This is a genomic window from Sporolactobacillus sp. THM19-2 (assembly GCF_004153195.1).
In the GTDB taxonomy this organism is placed as follows: Bacteria; Bacillota; Bacilli; order Bacillales; family Sporolactobacillaceae; genus Sporolactobacillus.
On record NZ_SEMC01000018.1, the window covers coordinates 1 to 17,142 of the forward strand.

The following is a 17,142-nucleotide window of genomic DNA, read 5'->3' on the forward strand; positions in this document are numbered from 1 at the left end:
GGCCTTAATCTTTTTATTGAAGTGGAACGTTGATTCCTTTACACTGGACATATGAGGAGCCCCCTGTATGTTTGGTTTCGCTTAACTTAATCATACAAGGAATGAGCTCCTTTTTCATTTCCTTTTTTCACTTTTCAGGTGAAAAGTGAAAATCGCTGTAAACCTTGGTGGCTCAACGACAAGTAAAGTTCATACCGCGGGCCATGAATATTCTAGGTTATAGAAAAGAACATTAGGAGATGTTAAAAAGAAAAGTAGTGAATATAAAGGAGATGAGCACAAGTTGGCAACACGAAATGAAATGTTGGATCAGGATTTCGTCATTGACGAAGCGGCTTTAGAACGTATGAAGCAAGTTAATGTCCTCCCTGAAGATTTAAAATCTCCTTTCGTCATCTATGAATCTGCAACTCCGGAACAAAGGAAAACGATTGAAGAGAAAATGCGACGTGTATGGGGGCAAAAGCAGTAATGTATTCTATGGATTTGAATCAATTTACAGGTTTCGCAGGGAAAGAGAGTGTGAAAAATGCACTCTCTAATTTTTATTAATCTGTATGAAGACTTTGGGTTTCGCTATGTTCAAGACCATCCAGTGACAAAAAATCGTCTTGCTCTTTATGATTTTAGATCTTTACCGGCCAACAATCGGTAGTAATAGTATCTCTCACAGCTGTGAGACAGCGCCAGTAAAAAAGCCCGAAACCTTGATTGATCAAAGTTTTCGGGCTCTTGTTTGATTACCCCATCTGGATTCGAACCAGAACATCGCGGCCCCAGAAACCGCTGCCTTACCGTTTGGCCATGGGGTATTAAATCAGAACAAGAATTATTATATCCACTATTGACGAATAATGCAAGTCCATTTCCGGGAAAAATTGAAAGTCTATATTTTTACAATTTTCCTGACAACATTTGATCCCCCATGAACGGGCAGTACCCAATCAGGGTCACGAGGGTAAATGAACAGGCCAGGGTGGGGATCACTGTTCGCTGAAGCCCGATGGATTCAACGAGCAATCAGCAGGGATGAAACAGGCTAAAAATGCGACGCCCTGTCGCAATGCCAACACGAGCACGTCCTGTCCGCCCACCCCCCTCCACTGATTGAAATTTCATTTGATGATTCCTCCGCCAGGCATCAGATTTCCTGGAATGATAAAATATGGATAGTGGACCCGAGCCAGGATCACTCGTGCAGGGTTCATGATAACGATAGAGGAATGAGGGTTTATGAACAAACAGCCAGAGAATATTGAGATATATCATGCACGGACTCATAATCTGAAGGATGTGTCGCTCCATATCCCGCTTCATCGTCAGGTTGCGATTACCGGTGTTTCCGGTTCCGGCAAATCTTCGCTCGCCATGGGCGTTCTGTACTCAGAAGGAAGCAGACGCTATCTGGAAGGCTTGTCCGCTTTTGCCAGAAGGAAAATTCATCAGGCGGAGCGTGCAGATGTCGAGCGGATTGATTTTTTGCCGCCGGCGCTGGCACTCAGGCAGCGACCGCCGGTTCCGGGGCGGAGAAGTACCGTCGGCACGATGACTGAACTTTACAATCTCGTGCGCCTGATTTATTCACGTCTCGGAACGCACCGGTGTCCGCGGGGCCATCAGGTGCCTCCTTCGATGAAGGCCATTTTTGATGAAACCTGCGTCTGTCCGGTGTGCGGGGCCCGCTTTAATCTGCCGTCTGCCGAGTCTTTTTCATTCAATTCGGCGGAAGGCGCCTGTCCGGATTGTGGAGGACTGGGCGAGCGGGCTGAAGTCGACCCGACGCTTGTGGTTCCTGATCCGGAACTCACGCTTGAGCAGGGCGCAGTTGCTTCCTGGCGGGCAGCCGGACGCGGCTATACGGTCCGGCTGGCTGCACTCCTTGGCGTTCGACTGGATGTCCCCTGGAAGAAACTTACGGATCACGAGCGGGATATTGTGCTGAATGGACCTGAAACGCGCAGACCGCTGATTTTTCATAACCGGAAGACGGGCGAAGAATATCCGATTACCTTTACATACGATAATGCGGTTGAAGCAGTCCGAAAGTCATTGGCCGGCGACCGAAACCAGACCCGCTATGCCCGGATGAGAAAATTTCTCAGTGTCCGTCCCTGTGAGACGTGCGGCGGTCTGCGCCTTCGCCGGGAGGCGCTGCAGACGACTGTTGCCGGTAAGTCCATAGCCGAGGTTACCGGGATGTCGCTGTCCCGGCTGGATCAACTGGCAGCCGCTCTGCCTGAAGCGCTGCCGGTCTCCGTTCGTGAGGTGGCCGGGAAACTGTCCGCCGGACTCCGGGACGGTCTGAAGCCGCTTCTGGATCTGGGTGTCGGTTATCTGACACTGGATCGTCAGGGAAACACGCTGTCCACCGGGGAACGTCAGCGGCTTGAGCTGTCCATGATGGCAGGCGGGCGTTCGACAGGCGTCCTTTATATCCTCGATGAGCCGTCGGTCGGACTGCATCCGGCAAACGTCGACGGTCTGAAGCAGCTGATGCGGAAAATGGTAGCGAACGGGAACAGTCTGATCGTTGTTGACCACAACCTGGATATCATCCGAAACGGTGATTATATGATTGAAATGGGACCTGGAGCCGGCGACCGGGGCGGAACCGTTGTCGGCAGGGGAACGCCGCACGAGATCGCAGGCGAAGGCAGGACACTGACCGGCCGTTATCTTTCCGGCAGCAGAAAGGTCATTGTCCGGCAGCCTCAGCCGGTATCTGCGAAAGATGAATGGCTGCGGATCGCAGTGCGGAGCAGGCATAATCTGCATCATCTGACCGCCGGATTCCCGCTCAGACGGATGACGGCAGTCACGGGCGTCTCCGGGGCCGGCAAGACCGCGCTTGTTTTTGACTGTCTGGTGCCGGCGCTGAAAAAAGCACTGGGCAGGAAGAATCCGCCCGATTTTATTGAATCGCTCAGAGGTTTTGAACACATTCGGCGTATGGTCAAAGTCGACGCGACCCCGATCGGTCGAAATGCCCGTTCCACACCGGCAACCTATACCGGATTATTTGACGGGATCAGGCGGCTCTTTGCCGGGACAGATGAAGCGCGAAAAAGGCACTGGTCGTCGAGCATGTTTTCGTTCAATGTCAAAGGCGGCCGCTGCGAAGCCTGTGAAGGCCGGGGGGAAATGCTGCTCGATATGCAGTATCTGCCGGAACAGCGTGTCCGCTGTCCGCATTGCAACGGCACGCGTTACCGGCCGGAAACGCTTGAAGTCAAATATAAAGGCAAATCGATTGCCGATGTCCTTCGTATGAGTGTGGACGAAGCACTTACATTTTTCACCGACCAGCCGGATCTGGCTGATCAGCTTGAGACGCTCCATGATGTGGGTCTGGGGTACCTGCTTCTCGGCGAGGCGACGCCCGGACTGTCCGGCGGTGAAGCGCAGCGGATCAAACTGGCCGGAGAATTGAAACGCCGCCATTCGGATACGCTGTATGTCCTTGATGAGCCGTCGACCGGACTTCATGTCCATGATATTGAAGTTCTGCTCGGCGTGCTGGATAAACTGATGCAACTCGGGGCGACAATCATTTTGATTGATCATGATCCGGACGTGATCGCAAACTGTGATTATGTTCTGGATCTCGGACCGGGTGGCGGATCGAAGGGCGGACGCATCATCGCTGAAGGTACGCCGGCGCAGGTCGCAGCGTCTCCCGCCAGTCTGACCGGAAAATATCTTCCCGGACATGGAAGACTCTGATCACCGTCTGATGGCAGGATAGACGCGCGATGACGTGTATTGAACACCCTTAATCATTCGTGGCATAATAGAGCTATGATTACAGTCGGTTAAAAAAGTATAGAACGGGAGAGGTCACTATGCATCTGGTATTATTGTCCGGAGGTTCGGGGAAAAGGCTCTGGCCGTTATCAAATGATGCACGTTCCAAACAGTTTCTGCGTGTGCTGGAAGATGATCACAGGCAGTTACAGTCAATGGTGCAGCGCGTTTTCGGGCAGCTGAAAAAAATTGGGCTCGGCGATTCGACGGTTGTCGCAACCGGCAAGGGACAGGTTGAGATGCTCGAAGATCAGCTGGGCGGCGATGTTCCTCTGATCGTCGAGCCGGAACGCCGCGATACGTTTCCGGCGATTGCACTGGCGGCGACCTACCTGTATTCCCGATCAGGGGTTGATCCCCATGAAGTGGTTGCCGTTCTTCCGGTGGATCCGTTTGTTGATACGTCGTTTTTTAAACGGATTATGGATCTTGCCCCGCTTCTTGACAGAACGCAGGCAGATCTGGCGCTGATGGGCGTCAGGCCCACTTACCCGTCAGAAAAATATGGTTATATTGTTCCTGAAAAAGGCGAAAATGCGCACTATATCCGTGTCGATCATTTCACAGAAAAACCGAAAAAGGAGCTGGCGGAGCAGCTGATCCGTGAATCGGCGCTGTGGAACTGCGGTGTGTTCGCTTTCAGACTGAATTTTGTGATTCAGAAACTGGAGTCACTCGGGCTGCCGCTGGATTATGAAGAACTGTCCCGGCAATTTACGAAACTTCCGAAAATCAGTTTTGATTACGCGGTCGTTGAAAAAGCAAAGCATATTGTCGCTCTGCCTTACGACGGATTCTGGAAAGATCTCGGCACGTGGAATACCCTGACCGAGGAAATGGACACGCAAAGAATCGGGAAGGGGATCATCAGCAAGGATTCTGAAAACACCCATCTGATCAATGAACTGGATCTTCCTGTAACGGTACTCGGCATCTCCAACGCTGTTGTCGCTGTCAGTCCGGACGGCATTCTGGTTTCCGATAAAGAACAGAGCCCGAGAATCAAGGAAGTCATGAAGGGCTTTGATCAGCGGCCGATGTACGAAGAGCGGCACTGGGGATCTTACCGGGTGCTTGATTACACAAGCTATTCAAAGAACCATGAAGAAGTTCTGACGAAAAAAATCAAGATCAAAGCGGGACTTAATATCAGTTATCACTGTCATCATATGCGTCAGGAAGTCTGGACGATTCTTAAAGGTCGGGGCCGCTATGCTGAGAACGGTGTGATCCGGTCACTGAAACCAGGCGATGTGGTCATTGTTCAGGCGGAGACGATGCATGCGATTGTTGCAGATGAACCGATGGAACTGATTGAAGTGCAGATAGGCAGCCAGCTGATTGAAGAAGACATTGACCGTAAATATCTGAACTGGAAAGAAATTGAAGAAAACTGTGCCTCCATCAGGGGCTGAAGAAATCAGGAAGAGGGATGGATGTATGACGGAAAAAGTAAAGGTCAGGCCGAATAAGGAAGATTTTCTGAAAGACCTGTCGGCGCTCATTGCCATTAAAAGTACGAAGGAGAGTTCAGAAGCGAAAGACGGAGCCCCGTTTGGTCCCGGACCGCTTGCGGCATTAAATCACATGCTTGAACTCGGTAAACGCGACGGCTTCCGGACAAAAAACCTGCTGGGCTACGCGGGGTATATTGAATACGGACCGGAAGATGCTGAGGACTATATTGCCGTCCTTGGACATGTCGATGTCGTGCCGGCGACAGGTAACTGGTCACATGACCCTTTTACCCTGCATCAGGAAGGCGACACGCTCTATGCCCGCGGTGCGATCGATGACAAAGGGCCCACATTAGCGGCGTACCACGCCCTCAAATCCCTGAAAGCGTCCGGCCTGCCGATCCGGCACCGGATCCGGCTGGTTATCGGTACGGATGAGGAGAGCGGCTGTGAATGCCTGATCAAGTATAACGAACTCGAACCGATGTCGCTGTTCGGCTTTGCGCCGGATGCCGAATTTCCGTTGATCTTCGCTGAAAAAGGGCGGATCTTTGCCCGGATCGATGTGCCGGGGGAAAAGGCGACAGGCGCTGTTCAACTGACGGAGTTTACCTCCGGAGAGCGGGTGAACATGGTCCCGGACCATGCGTATGCGGTGCTTTCAGGAGCCGAAGCAGAAAAATGGGCGAATGAGGCGAAGCAAAAATTAAACGATCAGGGAACGCCTTTTTCAGCAGAAAAAACAGCTGGAGGGGTCAAACTGACGGTTAAAGGGAAGTCCGCCCATGGGTCACAGCCGGCGGACGGCATTAATGCGGCCTTTCTCCTTGCATCAGCCCTTAGAGAGATCCCGTTTGCCCCATCGGAAAAAGCCTTCATCTCACTCCTGGCTGAGACGCTGAATCGTGATTTTTCCGGTGAACGGCTCCATGTCGCTTTCAGTGATGACATTTCAGGAGACCTGACGGTAAACGCGGGACTTTCCCGCTACAAAGGTGGTCAGGGAGGATCGGTTTCTCTTGATCTTCGTTGCCCGATTAAAGCTGATCTGGAGCAGACGGCAGAAACGCTGACACAGACAGTAGAAGGCTTAGGTTTCAAAATCGGCGGGCTTGAGAAGAGCAAACCGCTCTACATGGATCCGAAACTGCCGGGTGTACAGATTCTAAAGCGGGTGTATGAAGAACACATGGGCCTGAAAGATGTGACGCTCCTGACCTCCGGCGGCGGGACTTACGCCCAGTATCTCGACGCAGGTGTAGCCTTTGGTGCCTGCATGCCGGGTTATCCGTATACCGGCCATCAGGTGGACGAGCATGTCAGACTGCATGATCTCCTGAAGGCATCGGAAATCTATGCAGATGCCATGTATGAACTCGGAAATCTGGAGAAATAAGCACTTCGAATAAAGTGAAACGTCAATCAGCGGGGGAATCTTTATCCTCCACTGATTGTTCGTTGAACCCATCGGGCAGTTGTCCCGCGCCCGGCCATGTTCGTTTACCCTCATACTCCTGAAGAGGTAAAACAGCAGAAAAAAAAGGATAAAGTGTTTGACGGTTCGCAAAAAGTCGAATATATTGTTTTTAAAAGCTTTTTGTGAACGGGGGAGATGAGTATGGGAGACAGGCCGGTAATCGGAGTGACGGCGAGCTTTGTCAAAAAGACCGATTTTTCTCTCGGACCTTATACACATCGTGATTATGTGACGGCCCTCTTAAACGCAGATGCTCTGCCGGTGATTTTGCCGATTGCCCCGGAAGAGACGGCAGACGCTTATCTCAGCCTGTGTGACGGTATTATTTTCAGCGGCGGCGGGGATGTCGATCCGAGGTTTTTCGGTGAGTCGCCATCCCTTTATCTGGATACATTCATCACGGAAAGAGACCGGATCGAATTCGCGCTGATGAAAAAAGCAGTTGCTGCGGGCAAGCCCATTCTGGGTATCTGCCGTGGCATGCAGGTGCTTAATGTGATGTATGGCGGTACGCTGGTGCAGGATCTGCCGACCGAATGGAAAAATCCATTGCAGCATGACCAGAAAGTGCCGCGGAAGAAGGCCAGCCACAGCGTGCGTCTGCTTTCGGGCAGCCGGCTTTCGGCACTTTTTGACGATAAAGAGTCGCTTTATGTGAACAGTCTTCACCATCAGGCGATTAAAAAACTGGCTGCGGGTTTTCGTTCGGCCGCTGTCGCACCGGACGGCGTAATTGAGGCCATTGAACACGAGACAAATGACCGGATTCTCGGTGTCCAGTGGCATCCTGAATCAATGGCTTCAGGCGGTGACCCGATGATGTGCCGTCTGTTCCGTCATTTTGTCAATCAATGTGGCCGGGTTAAAGAAAAAATGGTATAAAGGGACAGCCGGAGCAGCTTTTAGCTGCTCCGGTTTGTGCTGATATCAGATCCTCACCCGGGAAAACGGCACAAAAAAGACGTAAATTCCGGTTACTTTTCATGTGCGAGGCTGATAGGTTAAGAATGCTGAACATAACTTTTAAAAAAATTTTCGGGGGATTGTTTTTTCATGACAAAAGGGATTATCTGGCTGATTGCGAGCGTGCTGATAAATGCTTTTGGGAATGCACTGACCGTTAAGGCGGCTCTGGGATCTGCTCCGTGGACGGCGGCAGGTCTGAATCTGGCCCATATTTCCGGGATAACAGTCGGAAACGCGCTGATTATCATGGGACTGGTCGTTCTGGTTGCTGATGATTTTCTGAGACGGCACTGGAACGGGATTAAAGATGTTTTTAATTTTCTGTATCTGCTTTCATTCGGTTATGTGGTGGACCTCTGGCTTTTTGTCATACAGCGCGTGAGTATTGACGGGATCTTGTTCAGGGTCGTCGTCTGCGTATTCGGAGTCGTCTGTATCGGCGCGGCGCTTTCCATCTATTTTCGTGTCAATCTTTGCCTTCACCCTTTTGATGACCTGATGAAAATCCTCCGTGAAAAGTATCTGCACGGGAATGTCGTGCGCGCTCAACGGATTTCACTGGGCATTCCGCTTTCTGTCGCACTCATGATCGGTCTGTCGCAGCATCAGCTGATCGGAATCAGTCTCGGAACCGCGGTCAGTTTTTTATGTATGGGCTATTTTATCATGTTTTTCGATAAAAGGCTGCATCTGTATCTGAATCGAAAATGGACGTTCGGCCTGCATCTGCCGCATCGGGGGATGCGTAAAGCCGGCCATTTAAAATCCTGAATGAGCTCATTTCGATGTGGGGAAACTCTTGTGTTAAAAGGGATGATAAGGCGTTCTGAAATTATTTTCTCCCAAAACAGAGGGCATGTATGGTCAACAATCAGGGACGGTTGACCCCCCACATAAAAAATACAGGGGAGGGTACCTGGGATCCGCTCTTGTCGGTTGGGGGATCCGGTTAAGCGCCTGATCAGATGAATAGACGGAAAACTTCCGCTTACTTAAGTCATTCAATTTAAAAACAGTTAAAATAGACGGAGATATTCCGCCCATTGACTCAGAAAATGGGAAAATGGAGCTTTTTGCCTGGGTTCTGCCCCTAACCGGAAAATCTCCGCTTATTTTACTTTTTGCTCTCAGGACAAAAAATTTTATGACAAGTAAGTGAAATGTAAGCCCTTGCAAGATGGGGAATGGCCTGTGGCGACTTTAAAAGGATCGCAATACGAAGAAGATTTGCCCGGCAAGAAGGCAAACCTTTGACCATCTGGAAAAGTTGGGCCGCTTAGATTGGCGTAATGAAAAAATCAACATCGCAAAAAATCCTGAATGAAAAAGTTCTTGACATTTAAAATATTCACCGCGATAATATAATTTAAACAGAAAAAAGCGATGATGAGAAGAAGTAGAAAACGCTGCTTTTCCGCAGAGAGCCTCCGTCCGGTGAGAGGGGGTAAAATCAGCCTTTCGAACATGGCCTCAGAGCTGCGTGTCTGAAATAACGGAATGACCGAAGTAAGACACGACGGGTAAGGGTACCCGTTACAAAAACCGAAGTATAAGAACTGCGCGGCAGTCCCGTACTTACTGAGGCCGGTAATGTGAGTTACCGGTGAATAAAGGTGGTTACACGAATTAAAACCTCGTCCTTATGATTAAGGACGGGGTTTTTTAATTCTCCGGCAAATAATAAAGTGCAGCTTCAATCAGTGGGGTTAACGGGATAAAAACGGGTGAGAAAGAGACAGGACGCCGCGGAAAAAACAGAAGGAAAGGTGAAGAACATGACTCGAGCACTGGTATTTCAGACAGATTTCGGTTTAGGAGACGGGGCGGTATGTGCGATGTATGGCGTTGCGACCCAGGTTGATCCATCACTCAGAATCGTCGACCTGACTCACGAGATCCCGCAATATAATATCTGGGAAGCTTCTTACAGGCTGCGCCAGACGATTGATTACTGGCCGGAGGAGACTGTATTTGTTTCTGTAGTAGACCCGGGTGTAGGGTCCAAAAGGCGCAGTGTGATCGCAAAAACACGGCGGAACCAGTATATCATTACACCTGATAACGGAACGCTGACGCATATTAATAAGGTTGCAGGCATCAAAAGTGTCCGGGTTTTTGATGAAAAGAAGAACAAGCTGGCAAGCGCAGGTGAATCGTACACGTTTTACGGCCGTGACATCTACGCCTATACCGGTGCCCGTCTCGCTTCAGGGAAAATTGATTATGACCATTTCGGCGAAGAGGTTCCCGTCGACTCCATTGTCGAGCTGCCCGTGACCCCATCCTGGCGCGAAGGTAATCAGGTGAACGGCATAATTGATGTCCTGGATGTGCGGTTTGGCAATCTCTGGACAAATATCGGCAATACCCTGTTCCATAAACTCGACGTGCAGCACGGTGACCGTCTGGAAGTCAATATCACGAATGACAGCCGGAACGTCTATGAAAACAAAATGGTTTTTGCCCGTTCGTTTGCTTCTGTAGCGATCGGTGAGCCGGTGATCTATGTGAACTCGCTGGAGAATATGGGGGTGGCGATCAACCAGGGCTCATTTGCCAAAGCCTACAGTATCGGAACCGGGACAAACTGGAGAATCTCATTACGGAAAATCTGACCGCCCTTTAGAGGAGGTGACAGCCGCCCTGACGAAAAAACTTTTCTTTGCAGCATAATATTATTGTACAATGAGGGGGACCGGGGAAAGTCTGTGTTCCCAGAAAGATTTTTCAGAATTTATTTTTAATTTATACGTTCATGAAAAAGGGGAGAGGTTCCATGAAAAAAGATTTGCTGAGTATTCGCACCATTGTTGCCGTTGGTATTGGTGCGGCGATCTTTATCGTCCTGCGTTACATTGCTATTCCGACAGGGATTGTCCCGAACACGACGGTTCAGCTGTCCTATATTTTTCTGGCGCTGATTGCAAGCATCTATGGTCCACTTGCCGGTGCCCTGATCGGCCTGATCGGTCATTCGATTGGAGACGCTCTGCAGTACGGATCGGTATGGTGGAGCTGGGTCGTTGTTTCCGGATTTGTCGGTGCCGGTTTTGGCAGCATTTTCCGAAAACTGAAAATATCAGAAGGGATTTTTAACGGCAAATCGATTGTTCTGTTCAATGTCGTTCAGATCGTGACTCAGGCGATCGGCTGGTTCCTGATCGCTCCGGTACTGGACATCGCCATTTATGGCGAACCGGCAAACAAAGTATTCACCCAGGGGTTTGTAGCCGGAATCCTGGATATCGTTACCGTGGGCATCTTCGGGACTCTGTTGATCTGGCTCTATGCCAGGACGCAGACGAAAAAGGGAAGTCTGAAGAAAGAGTAAATTTATGAAAAAACCGATTATTTCATTTGAACATTTCAGTTTTAAATACAACAGTCAGGAAAGCCCGACGCTGAATGATATCAATCTCTCTATCCATGACGGGGAGGTTGTACTGATCGCGGGGCCTTCCGGTTGCGGTAAAAGCACGTTCGCGCACTGCATCAATGGACTGATCCCCAATGCATTTAAGGGGGAAATCACGGGATCTGTGAAGATATGCGGTAAAGAAGGAAAAGATCTGAGTATCTTTGATCGTTCGAAACAGATTGGTACGGTTCTGCAGGATACCGATGCCCAGTTCATTGGCCTGACAGTGGGTGAGGACATCGCTTTTTCGCTTGAAAATGATGCTGTGCCTCAGCCCGATATGTTCAGACGGGTACGCGCTGCGGCAAAACGGGTAGGGATGGCCGGCGAACTCAGTCGCTCACCTCATGACCTGTCCGGCGGTCAGAAACAGCGGGTTTCACTGGCCGGGGTACTGGTTGATCCGGTGCAGATTCTTCTTTTTGATGAACCGCTTGCCAATCTTGATCCGGCAGCAGGGAAGCAGACGATGCGGCTCATCGCGCAGATTCACAGAGAGACCGGACTGACGGTGATCATCATTGAGCACCGGCTGGAAGATGTGCTTGAGATCGATCTTGACCGTGTCATTCTGATGGCTGACGGGAAAATTGTTGCGGATGGGCCGCCGGGTCGTCTTCTCGCGTCCGATGTGCTGTCAGGGTACGGTATCCGTGAGCCGCTCTATCTTTCTGCTCTGAAGATGGCCGGAGTCCACGTAACAGAGGAGATGCATCCGGAACATATAGATACGCTGGACATAAATACGGTCAGAGCACCGCTGGTTGCCTGGTCAGAAACGGCGGAATCTGATCCGGAGACAGCGGATCAGGAGGAAGTGCTACGTCTCGACAAGATCGCCTTTCACTATACGGAGGATACGATGGTATTAAGAGATATATCTTTTCAAATAAAAAAAGGGGAATGTGTGGCGCTCGTCGGAAAGAACGGGGCAGGGAAATCGACACTGACCAGGCTGATCTGCGGTCTGGAAAAACCGACTGCCGGGCGGATATTCTTCCACGGAGAGAATCTGGCAGACTGGACGATTAAAGAGCGTTCGGATCGAATCGGGCTTGTGATGCAGAACCCGAACCAGATGCTTTCGCAGCAGATGATTTATGATGAAGTCGCGCTCGGATTGCGCATCCGGGGAACAGCCCCGGAAGAGATCAGACAGCGTGTGTATCAGGCGCTGAAAATCTGCGGCCTGTATCCATACCGGAACTGGCCGGTCTCAGCCCTCAGCTTCGGTCAGAAGAAACGTGTGACGATCGCATCGATCCTCGTTATGGAACCTGAATTGATCATTCTCGATGAACCGACTGCCGGGCAGGATTACCGGCATTATACGGAAATCATGCAATTTCTCGAGAAACTGAGCAAGCGCGGCATCAGTCTGCTGCTGATTACGCACGATATGCACCTGATGCTGGAATATGCCGATCGCGCCATTGTGCTGTCCGGTGGAGAAAAAACGGCTGATGAGCCGCCGGCAACCCTGCTTTCCGACAGAAAACGGGCAGAAGAGGCCAGTCTGAAGGAAACCTCACTGTTCACACTGGCGAAGAGACTGGGCCTGGCCGATCCGATCACGTTTGTCGAACACTATATACACCATGAAAAAGAGGTGCGCCGGAAGTATGAACATGCAGATGCTCAGCTATATTGACCGTCCGACAACGATTCACCGAATGACCGGCGCGGCAAAACTGATTTGTTTCCTGCTCTGGTCGGCGATCTGTATGACAACGTATGATACATGGGTACTGCTGATTATGCTTGTGACTGGACTGATTGCCTTCAAAGTGTCACAGATTAAAATGAGGGAAGTTTCATTCGTGCTTTCCTTTATCCTGGTTTTTCTGCTGCTCAATGATTTGGCCATTTATGGATTTTCACCCGGGCAGGGCGTTCAGATTTATGGAACAAAGCACGTAATTTTACAGCTGCCAGGCCGGTACAGCCTGACACTGGAACAGCTTTTTTACGAACTTAACATTACTTTGAAATATTTCTCGGTCATTCCTTTTGCCCTGCTCTTTATCGTAACAACCCGTCCCAGTGAATTTGCCGCTTCGCTGAACCGGATCGGTGTCAGCTACCGAATCGCATTTGCTGTATCGATCACCCTGCGATACATCCCCGATATTCAGCGTAATTATCGTGAAATTGCTCAGGCGCAGCAGGCACGGGGCATCGACCTGTCGAAAAAAGAGAACCTCAGGAAAAGAATAAAGCACGCTGCTGCAATTGTTGTCCCACTAATTTTTTCCAGTCTGGATCGGATCGAGACGATCAGTAACGGTATGGAGCTGCGCGGTTTCGGCAAAAAGAAGAAACGGACATGGTACAGTGCCCGTCCTTTTGCCGCAAGAGATTTTCTTGCCATGGGTTTTTCAGCAGCACTGCTGATCGCCTCGCTGGCTTTGACGCTGATCCGCGGCAGCAGATATTATAATCCCTTCATATAAAAAGGCATCCCCTGAACAGGGATGCCTTTTTAAGTGAATCCGTACAATGTCTTTCTGCCGGCAGAAAGACCTGATTAGACAATAGCCAGAGGAACTTTCGACGATGGACGCGGGAAGGCGCGGTCAAGTGCGTGCTGTTCCTCTTCAGTGAGAACGACTCCGGCCGCCCTGGCGTTTTCAATGACATGTGCCGCCTGACTGGCTTTCGGGATCGCGATGATCCCATCCGATTCTGTATGACGGATGCACCAGGCGAGTAAAAGCTGAAGTGGTGAGATGTGGTGGGCCTCAGCAATTCGCCGGACCTGTGTGTCTGAAGTCAGCTGGCGTTTAAGGGAGCCGGCTTCGGCGAGCGGACAATAGGCCATTATCGGCATATGATGGCGACGCTGCCACGGGAGAAGATCCACCTCAATCCCGCGTGAGCCGAGGTGATAGAGGACCTGATTTGTGGTGCAGTGCGCCCCTTCCGGCTGGCTTACCAGGTTCTCCATATCAGCTGTATCAAAATTGGAGACGCCCCAGCGCAGAATTTTTCCACTTTTCTTCAGGGCTTCCATCCCCTCAATCGTTTCTTCAATCGGAACGCTGCTCTTCCAGTGCAGCAGGTAGAGATCCAGATGATCCGTGCCAAGCTGCTTCAGACTTCTCTCACAGGCAGCAGCCAGATCTTTCCGGCTGCCATGACTTGGCATGGCTTTGCTGACCAGAAAAACGCGGTCACGGATCCCCCTGATCGCTTCGCCAACCAGATTTTCAGATTTTCCATAACCGTATAATTCCGCAGTATCAATCAGGACCATGCCGAGATCAACCCCGGTTCTGAGCGCTTCAATTTCCTGCTTTCTCTTGGACGGATCGTCGCCCATATGCCATGTACCCTGTCCCACCGCAGGGACCTTTGTCCCATCAGGTAAAGTCACGCTGCGGGCGGCCAGTTGGGTACGGATTTTTTCTGCTTCTTGATCATTGATTCCTTTCATGACGTTACATCTCCTGAAAATTTATTTGCAGACATTCGCCGGACGCGCCAATTGAAATTTGACAGAATCCGGTGGTTTCGAAATTCAGACGAAACATGCATAATATAATAGAAGTATAACTTTCTCAGATTCTAAAGAGAGGACGGGAGTCATTATTTTTATGCCGCAATACATGCTGAGAAAAATAGGCAAAAATGATTATACAAAAGTTTTTCTTCTCTGCCTCCTGACTTCAGGAATGATGTTTCTTCCGACACTTCTGATGAATAAAGGTCTGTTCTCCCTTGTCGGAGATTTTAATTATCAGCAGATCCCGTTTAATATCCTCAGCAACCGGGCAATTAAATCGGGGGATATATTCTGGAACTGGTATACGGATCTTGGCAGTAATTTTATCGGTTCCTACAGTTTCTACACACTGGGCAGTCCGTTTTTCTGGCTGAGCCTTCTGTTTCCGCCGTTTGCTTTTCCTTATGTGGTTGCTCCGCTTTTGATGCTGAAATACTGCACGGCCGGTCTGACGGCTTACGCTTATATCCGCCGCTATGTCAAAGACGGTCGTTATGCAATCATTGGTGCGCTGCTCTATGCGTTCTCCGGATTTTCAACTGTGAATCTGATGTTCAATCATTTTCATGATGTCATCGCCCTTTTTCCGCTTTTATTATTTGGTCTTGACCGGCTGGTTCTGAATAAAAAGTCCGGATGGTTTGCTGCAGCGGTTGCGCTGAATGCGACTCTGAATTTTTTCTTTTTCACCGGAGAAGTGGTCTTTCTGCTGCTCTACTTTATCGTACGCTTTCTGGCGGAAGATTTTAAGCGATATGTCCGGCGCCTGCCGGCTGTCCTGCTTGAAGGCGTGATCGGCGTGGGTATGGCCGGTGTCCTGCTGCTCCCGGCCGTGCTGTTTACCTTGCAGAATCCGCGCCTGGATGCGTTTCTTTATGGCCCGACAGCACTGATTTTTGATGGGAGACGGTACCTGGAGCTGCTCAAAGCCTTCTTTATGCCTGCAGATATCATGCCGCACCAGTCCGCCATTTATCCGTCTGATTTTACGTCAAGCGGCGCCTGGCTGCCGCTTTTCGGCCCGGTCGCCGTCTTTGCCCTGCTTATCGGGGCCAAAAAGAGCTGGATGAGCCGGCTGTTCAAAGTCCTTGTCGTGATGGCCTGTGTACCGCTTCTGAACAGTCTGTTCTATGCGTTAAATGCATCCTACTACGCGCGCTGGCTCTATATGCCCGTTCTGATCATGGCACTGATGACTGCTGTTGTCCTTGAAAAAAGGGAAGCGTACCCCTGCAGCAGAGCCCTTCTGATCACCAGCGTGGTAACCGGTCTGCTCGCTGGTTTTCTGCTCTTCTATCCATGGAGTGAAAGCCAGAAGAGCGCTGTTCTGCAGATGGATCTCTTTCTGTTCTACCTGTGCAGCACGGCGGCCGGTCTGACGGCAGCTTACTATCTTCTTATCCGTTTCCGGAATGCCCGGCGCTGGATGCTGTTCACCACGATCGGTGTCGTCCTGTTTTCAGGCGGACTGGGCTTTTTCAATATCGCTTCGATTCATTCGATCTATCCCTGGCAGTCTCCCCAGGCCATTGAGGATACCGTAGTCAAAACGGGTCAGGAAGTGAAACGGGTCCTTCCTGACCGGGAGGATTACCGGATCAGTATCAGTGATAACGGATGGAATCTGCCGATGGTCTCGCAGACGCCGACGGTCAATTCGTTCACCAGTATGGTTAACGGGTCCATTTTTCAGTTCTATGAATCGATCGGTTCACCGCGCGATGTGAAAACGATCATCCCTGAAGACTATTACGGATTGAAGCCGCTGCTTTCGGTCGGCTATGCTGTTCAGACGCAGCCCCGGGCAAAACAGGAGCCTTATGCTTCTTTTTTTAACGGCACGAATACCATCTATATTTATAAAAATCCCGATGCGCTGCCGATCGGTTTTACCTACGATTACTATCTGACGGAAAGCCGGTTCGACCATATCGCCGATCAGTATAAACATCTTGTCTTACTGAAGGCAGCGGTTCTGCCTGACGGCGAGGTGAACAGGGTCAGGAACAGGATGCTGCCGCTGCCTGAGTCCCAGATCTTCACTTTTGAGAAAAACGATTACAGGAAGGATCTCGAGGCACGTCAGAAAGAGTCGTCCAGATCGTTTCATCATGATACGCGCGGCTTCACATCGGAGATCGATGTGGATGCGAATAAGTTTGCCTTCTTCAGTGTCCCTTATGATAAGGGCTGGTCGGCGACCGTGAACGGACGCGCCGTTCAGATTATCAACAGTGACGGCTTTATGATGGTTCCGGTGTATGAAGGAAAAAATATTATTCGTTTTAATTATCATACACCGGGACTCACTGCAGGGATCTTCCTGTCGCTGGTCTCCGGTTCAGGGTTTATCGTCTGGATTTTCCGAAGAAGATTATTCAAAAGGAAAATGATCAGGAGACGCAGGCCGCCTCAGCAGCCGTTTCTCCCGGATGTAAAAGGATGAATGGAATCCGCCCGCAGTGTAGCGGCTGAACCGGATCGCCCTTTTTTTTGAGGAAGTGCTTTAGCGATT

At 50.4% G+C, this 17,142-nt stretch carries 12 protein-coding genes, 1 tRNA gene and 1 other annotated feature; of the genes, 11 read left to right on the plus strand and 2 right to left on the minus strand.

The features are described 5' to 3' along the window. Positions 1–283: 283 nt before the first annotated feature. The gene (locus EWH91_RS11370) at positions 284–472 is read left to right on the plus strand and encodes a hypothetical protein (RefSeq protein WP_129930162.1); all 189 of its coding nucleotides are present in this window, start codon (positions 284–286) and stop codon (positions 470–472) included. A gap of 268 nt (positions 473–740) precedes the next feature. Here EWH91_RS11370 and EWH91_RS14500 read toward each other — a convergent pair. Then, positions 741–812, minus strand: a tRNA-Gln gene (locus EWH91_RS14500). Between the two features lie 421 nt (positions 813–1,233). Between EWH91_RS14500 and EWH91_RS11375 the strand changes: the two genes are divergently transcribed. From EWH91_RS11375 to EWH91_RS11415, 9 genes are all read left to right on the plus strand, one after another. Further along, positions 1,234–3,723 carry an excinuclease ABC subunit UvrA gene (locus EWH91_RS11375; protein ID WP_129930163.1) on the plus strand — a complete coding sequence of 830 codons (2,490 nt, stop codon included), beginning with the start codon at positions 1,234–1,236 and terminating at the stop codon, positions 3,721–3,723. A 119-nt stretch (positions 3,724–3,842) separates the two neighbouring features. Next, complete coding sequence (locus EWH91_RS11380; protein WP_129930164.1) at positions 3,843–5,219, plus strand: sugar phosphate nucleotidyltransferase; 1,377 nt, start codon at positions 3,843–3,845, stop codon at positions 5,217–5,219. 25 nt (positions 5,220–5,244) lie between these two features. Then, entirely contained in the window at positions 5,245–6,657 is a 1,413-nt protein-coding gene (pepV, locus tag EWH91_RS11385) for a dipeptidase PepV (RefSeq protein ID WP_129930165.1), read from the plus strand. Between the two features lie 222 nt (positions 6,658–6,879). Further along, positions 6,880–7,620 (plus strand): gamma-glutamyl-gamma-aminobutyrate hydrolase family protein, encoded by a 741-nt coding sequence (locus tag EWH91_RS11390; protein WP_129930166.1) that lies wholly within the window; start codon positions 6,880–6,882, stop codon positions 7,618–7,620. 171 nt (positions 7,621–7,791) lie between these two features. Beyond that, on the plus strand, positions 7,792–8,475 hold the full coding sequence (locus EWH91_RS11395) for a YczE/YyaS/YitT family protein (RefSeq protein WP_206184327.1): 684 nt from the start codon (positions 7,792–7,794) through the stop codon (positions 8,473–8,475). Between the two features lie 603 nt (positions 8,476–9,078). Further along, positions 9,079–9,349: a binding site (T-box leader), on the plus strand. Positions 9,350–9,479: 130 nt separating this feature from the next. After that, positions 9,480–10,319 (plus strand): SAM hydrolase/SAM-dependent halogenase family protein, encoded by an 840-nt coding sequence (locus tag EWH91_RS11400; RefSeq protein WP_129930194.1) that lies wholly within the window; start codon positions 9,480–9,482, stop codon positions 10,317–10,319. 161 nt (positions 10,320–10,480) lie between these two features. Continuing rightward, the gene (locus tag EWH91_RS11405) at positions 10,481–11,035 is read left to right on the plus strand and encodes an ECF-type riboflavin transporter substrate-binding protein (protein ID WP_129930167.1); all 555 of its coding nucleotides are present in this window, start codon (positions 10,481–10,483) and stop codon (positions 11,033–11,035) included. A 4-nt stretch (positions 11,036–11,039) separates the two neighbouring features. Then, entirely contained in the window at positions 11,040–12,773 is a 1,734-nt protein-coding gene (locus tag EWH91_RS11410) for an ABC transporter ATP-binding protein (protein WP_129930168.1), read from the plus strand. Beyond that, a complete protein-coding gene (locus EWH91_RS11415; protein WP_129930169.1) occupies positions 12,745–13,575 on the plus strand; it encodes an energy-coupling factor transporter transmembrane component T family protein in 831 nt (276 codons plus the stop codon). Before EWH91_RS11410 ends, EWH91_RS11415 begins: the two co-directional genes overlap by 29 nt. A 74-nt stretch (positions 13,576–13,649) precedes the next feature. Here the strand turns inward: EWH91_RS11415 and EWH91_RS11420 are convergent, their stop codons facing one another. Next, positions 13,650–14,558: an aldo/keto reductase gene (locus EWH91_RS11420; protein ID WP_129930170.1), complete on the minus strand. Its 909-nt coding sequence runs from the start codon at positions 14,556–14,558 to the stop codon at positions 13,650–13,652. Positions 14,559–14,718: 160 nt separating this feature from the next. Here EWH91_RS11420 and EWH91_RS11425 point away from each other — a divergent pair, with 160 nt between their 5' ends. Next, on the plus strand, positions 14,719–17,073 hold the full coding sequence (locus tag EWH91_RS11425; protein WP_129930171.1) for a YfhO family protein: 2,355 nt from the start codon (positions 14,719–14,721) through the stop codon (positions 17,071–17,073). Positions 17,074–17,142: the final 69 nt, after the last annotated feature.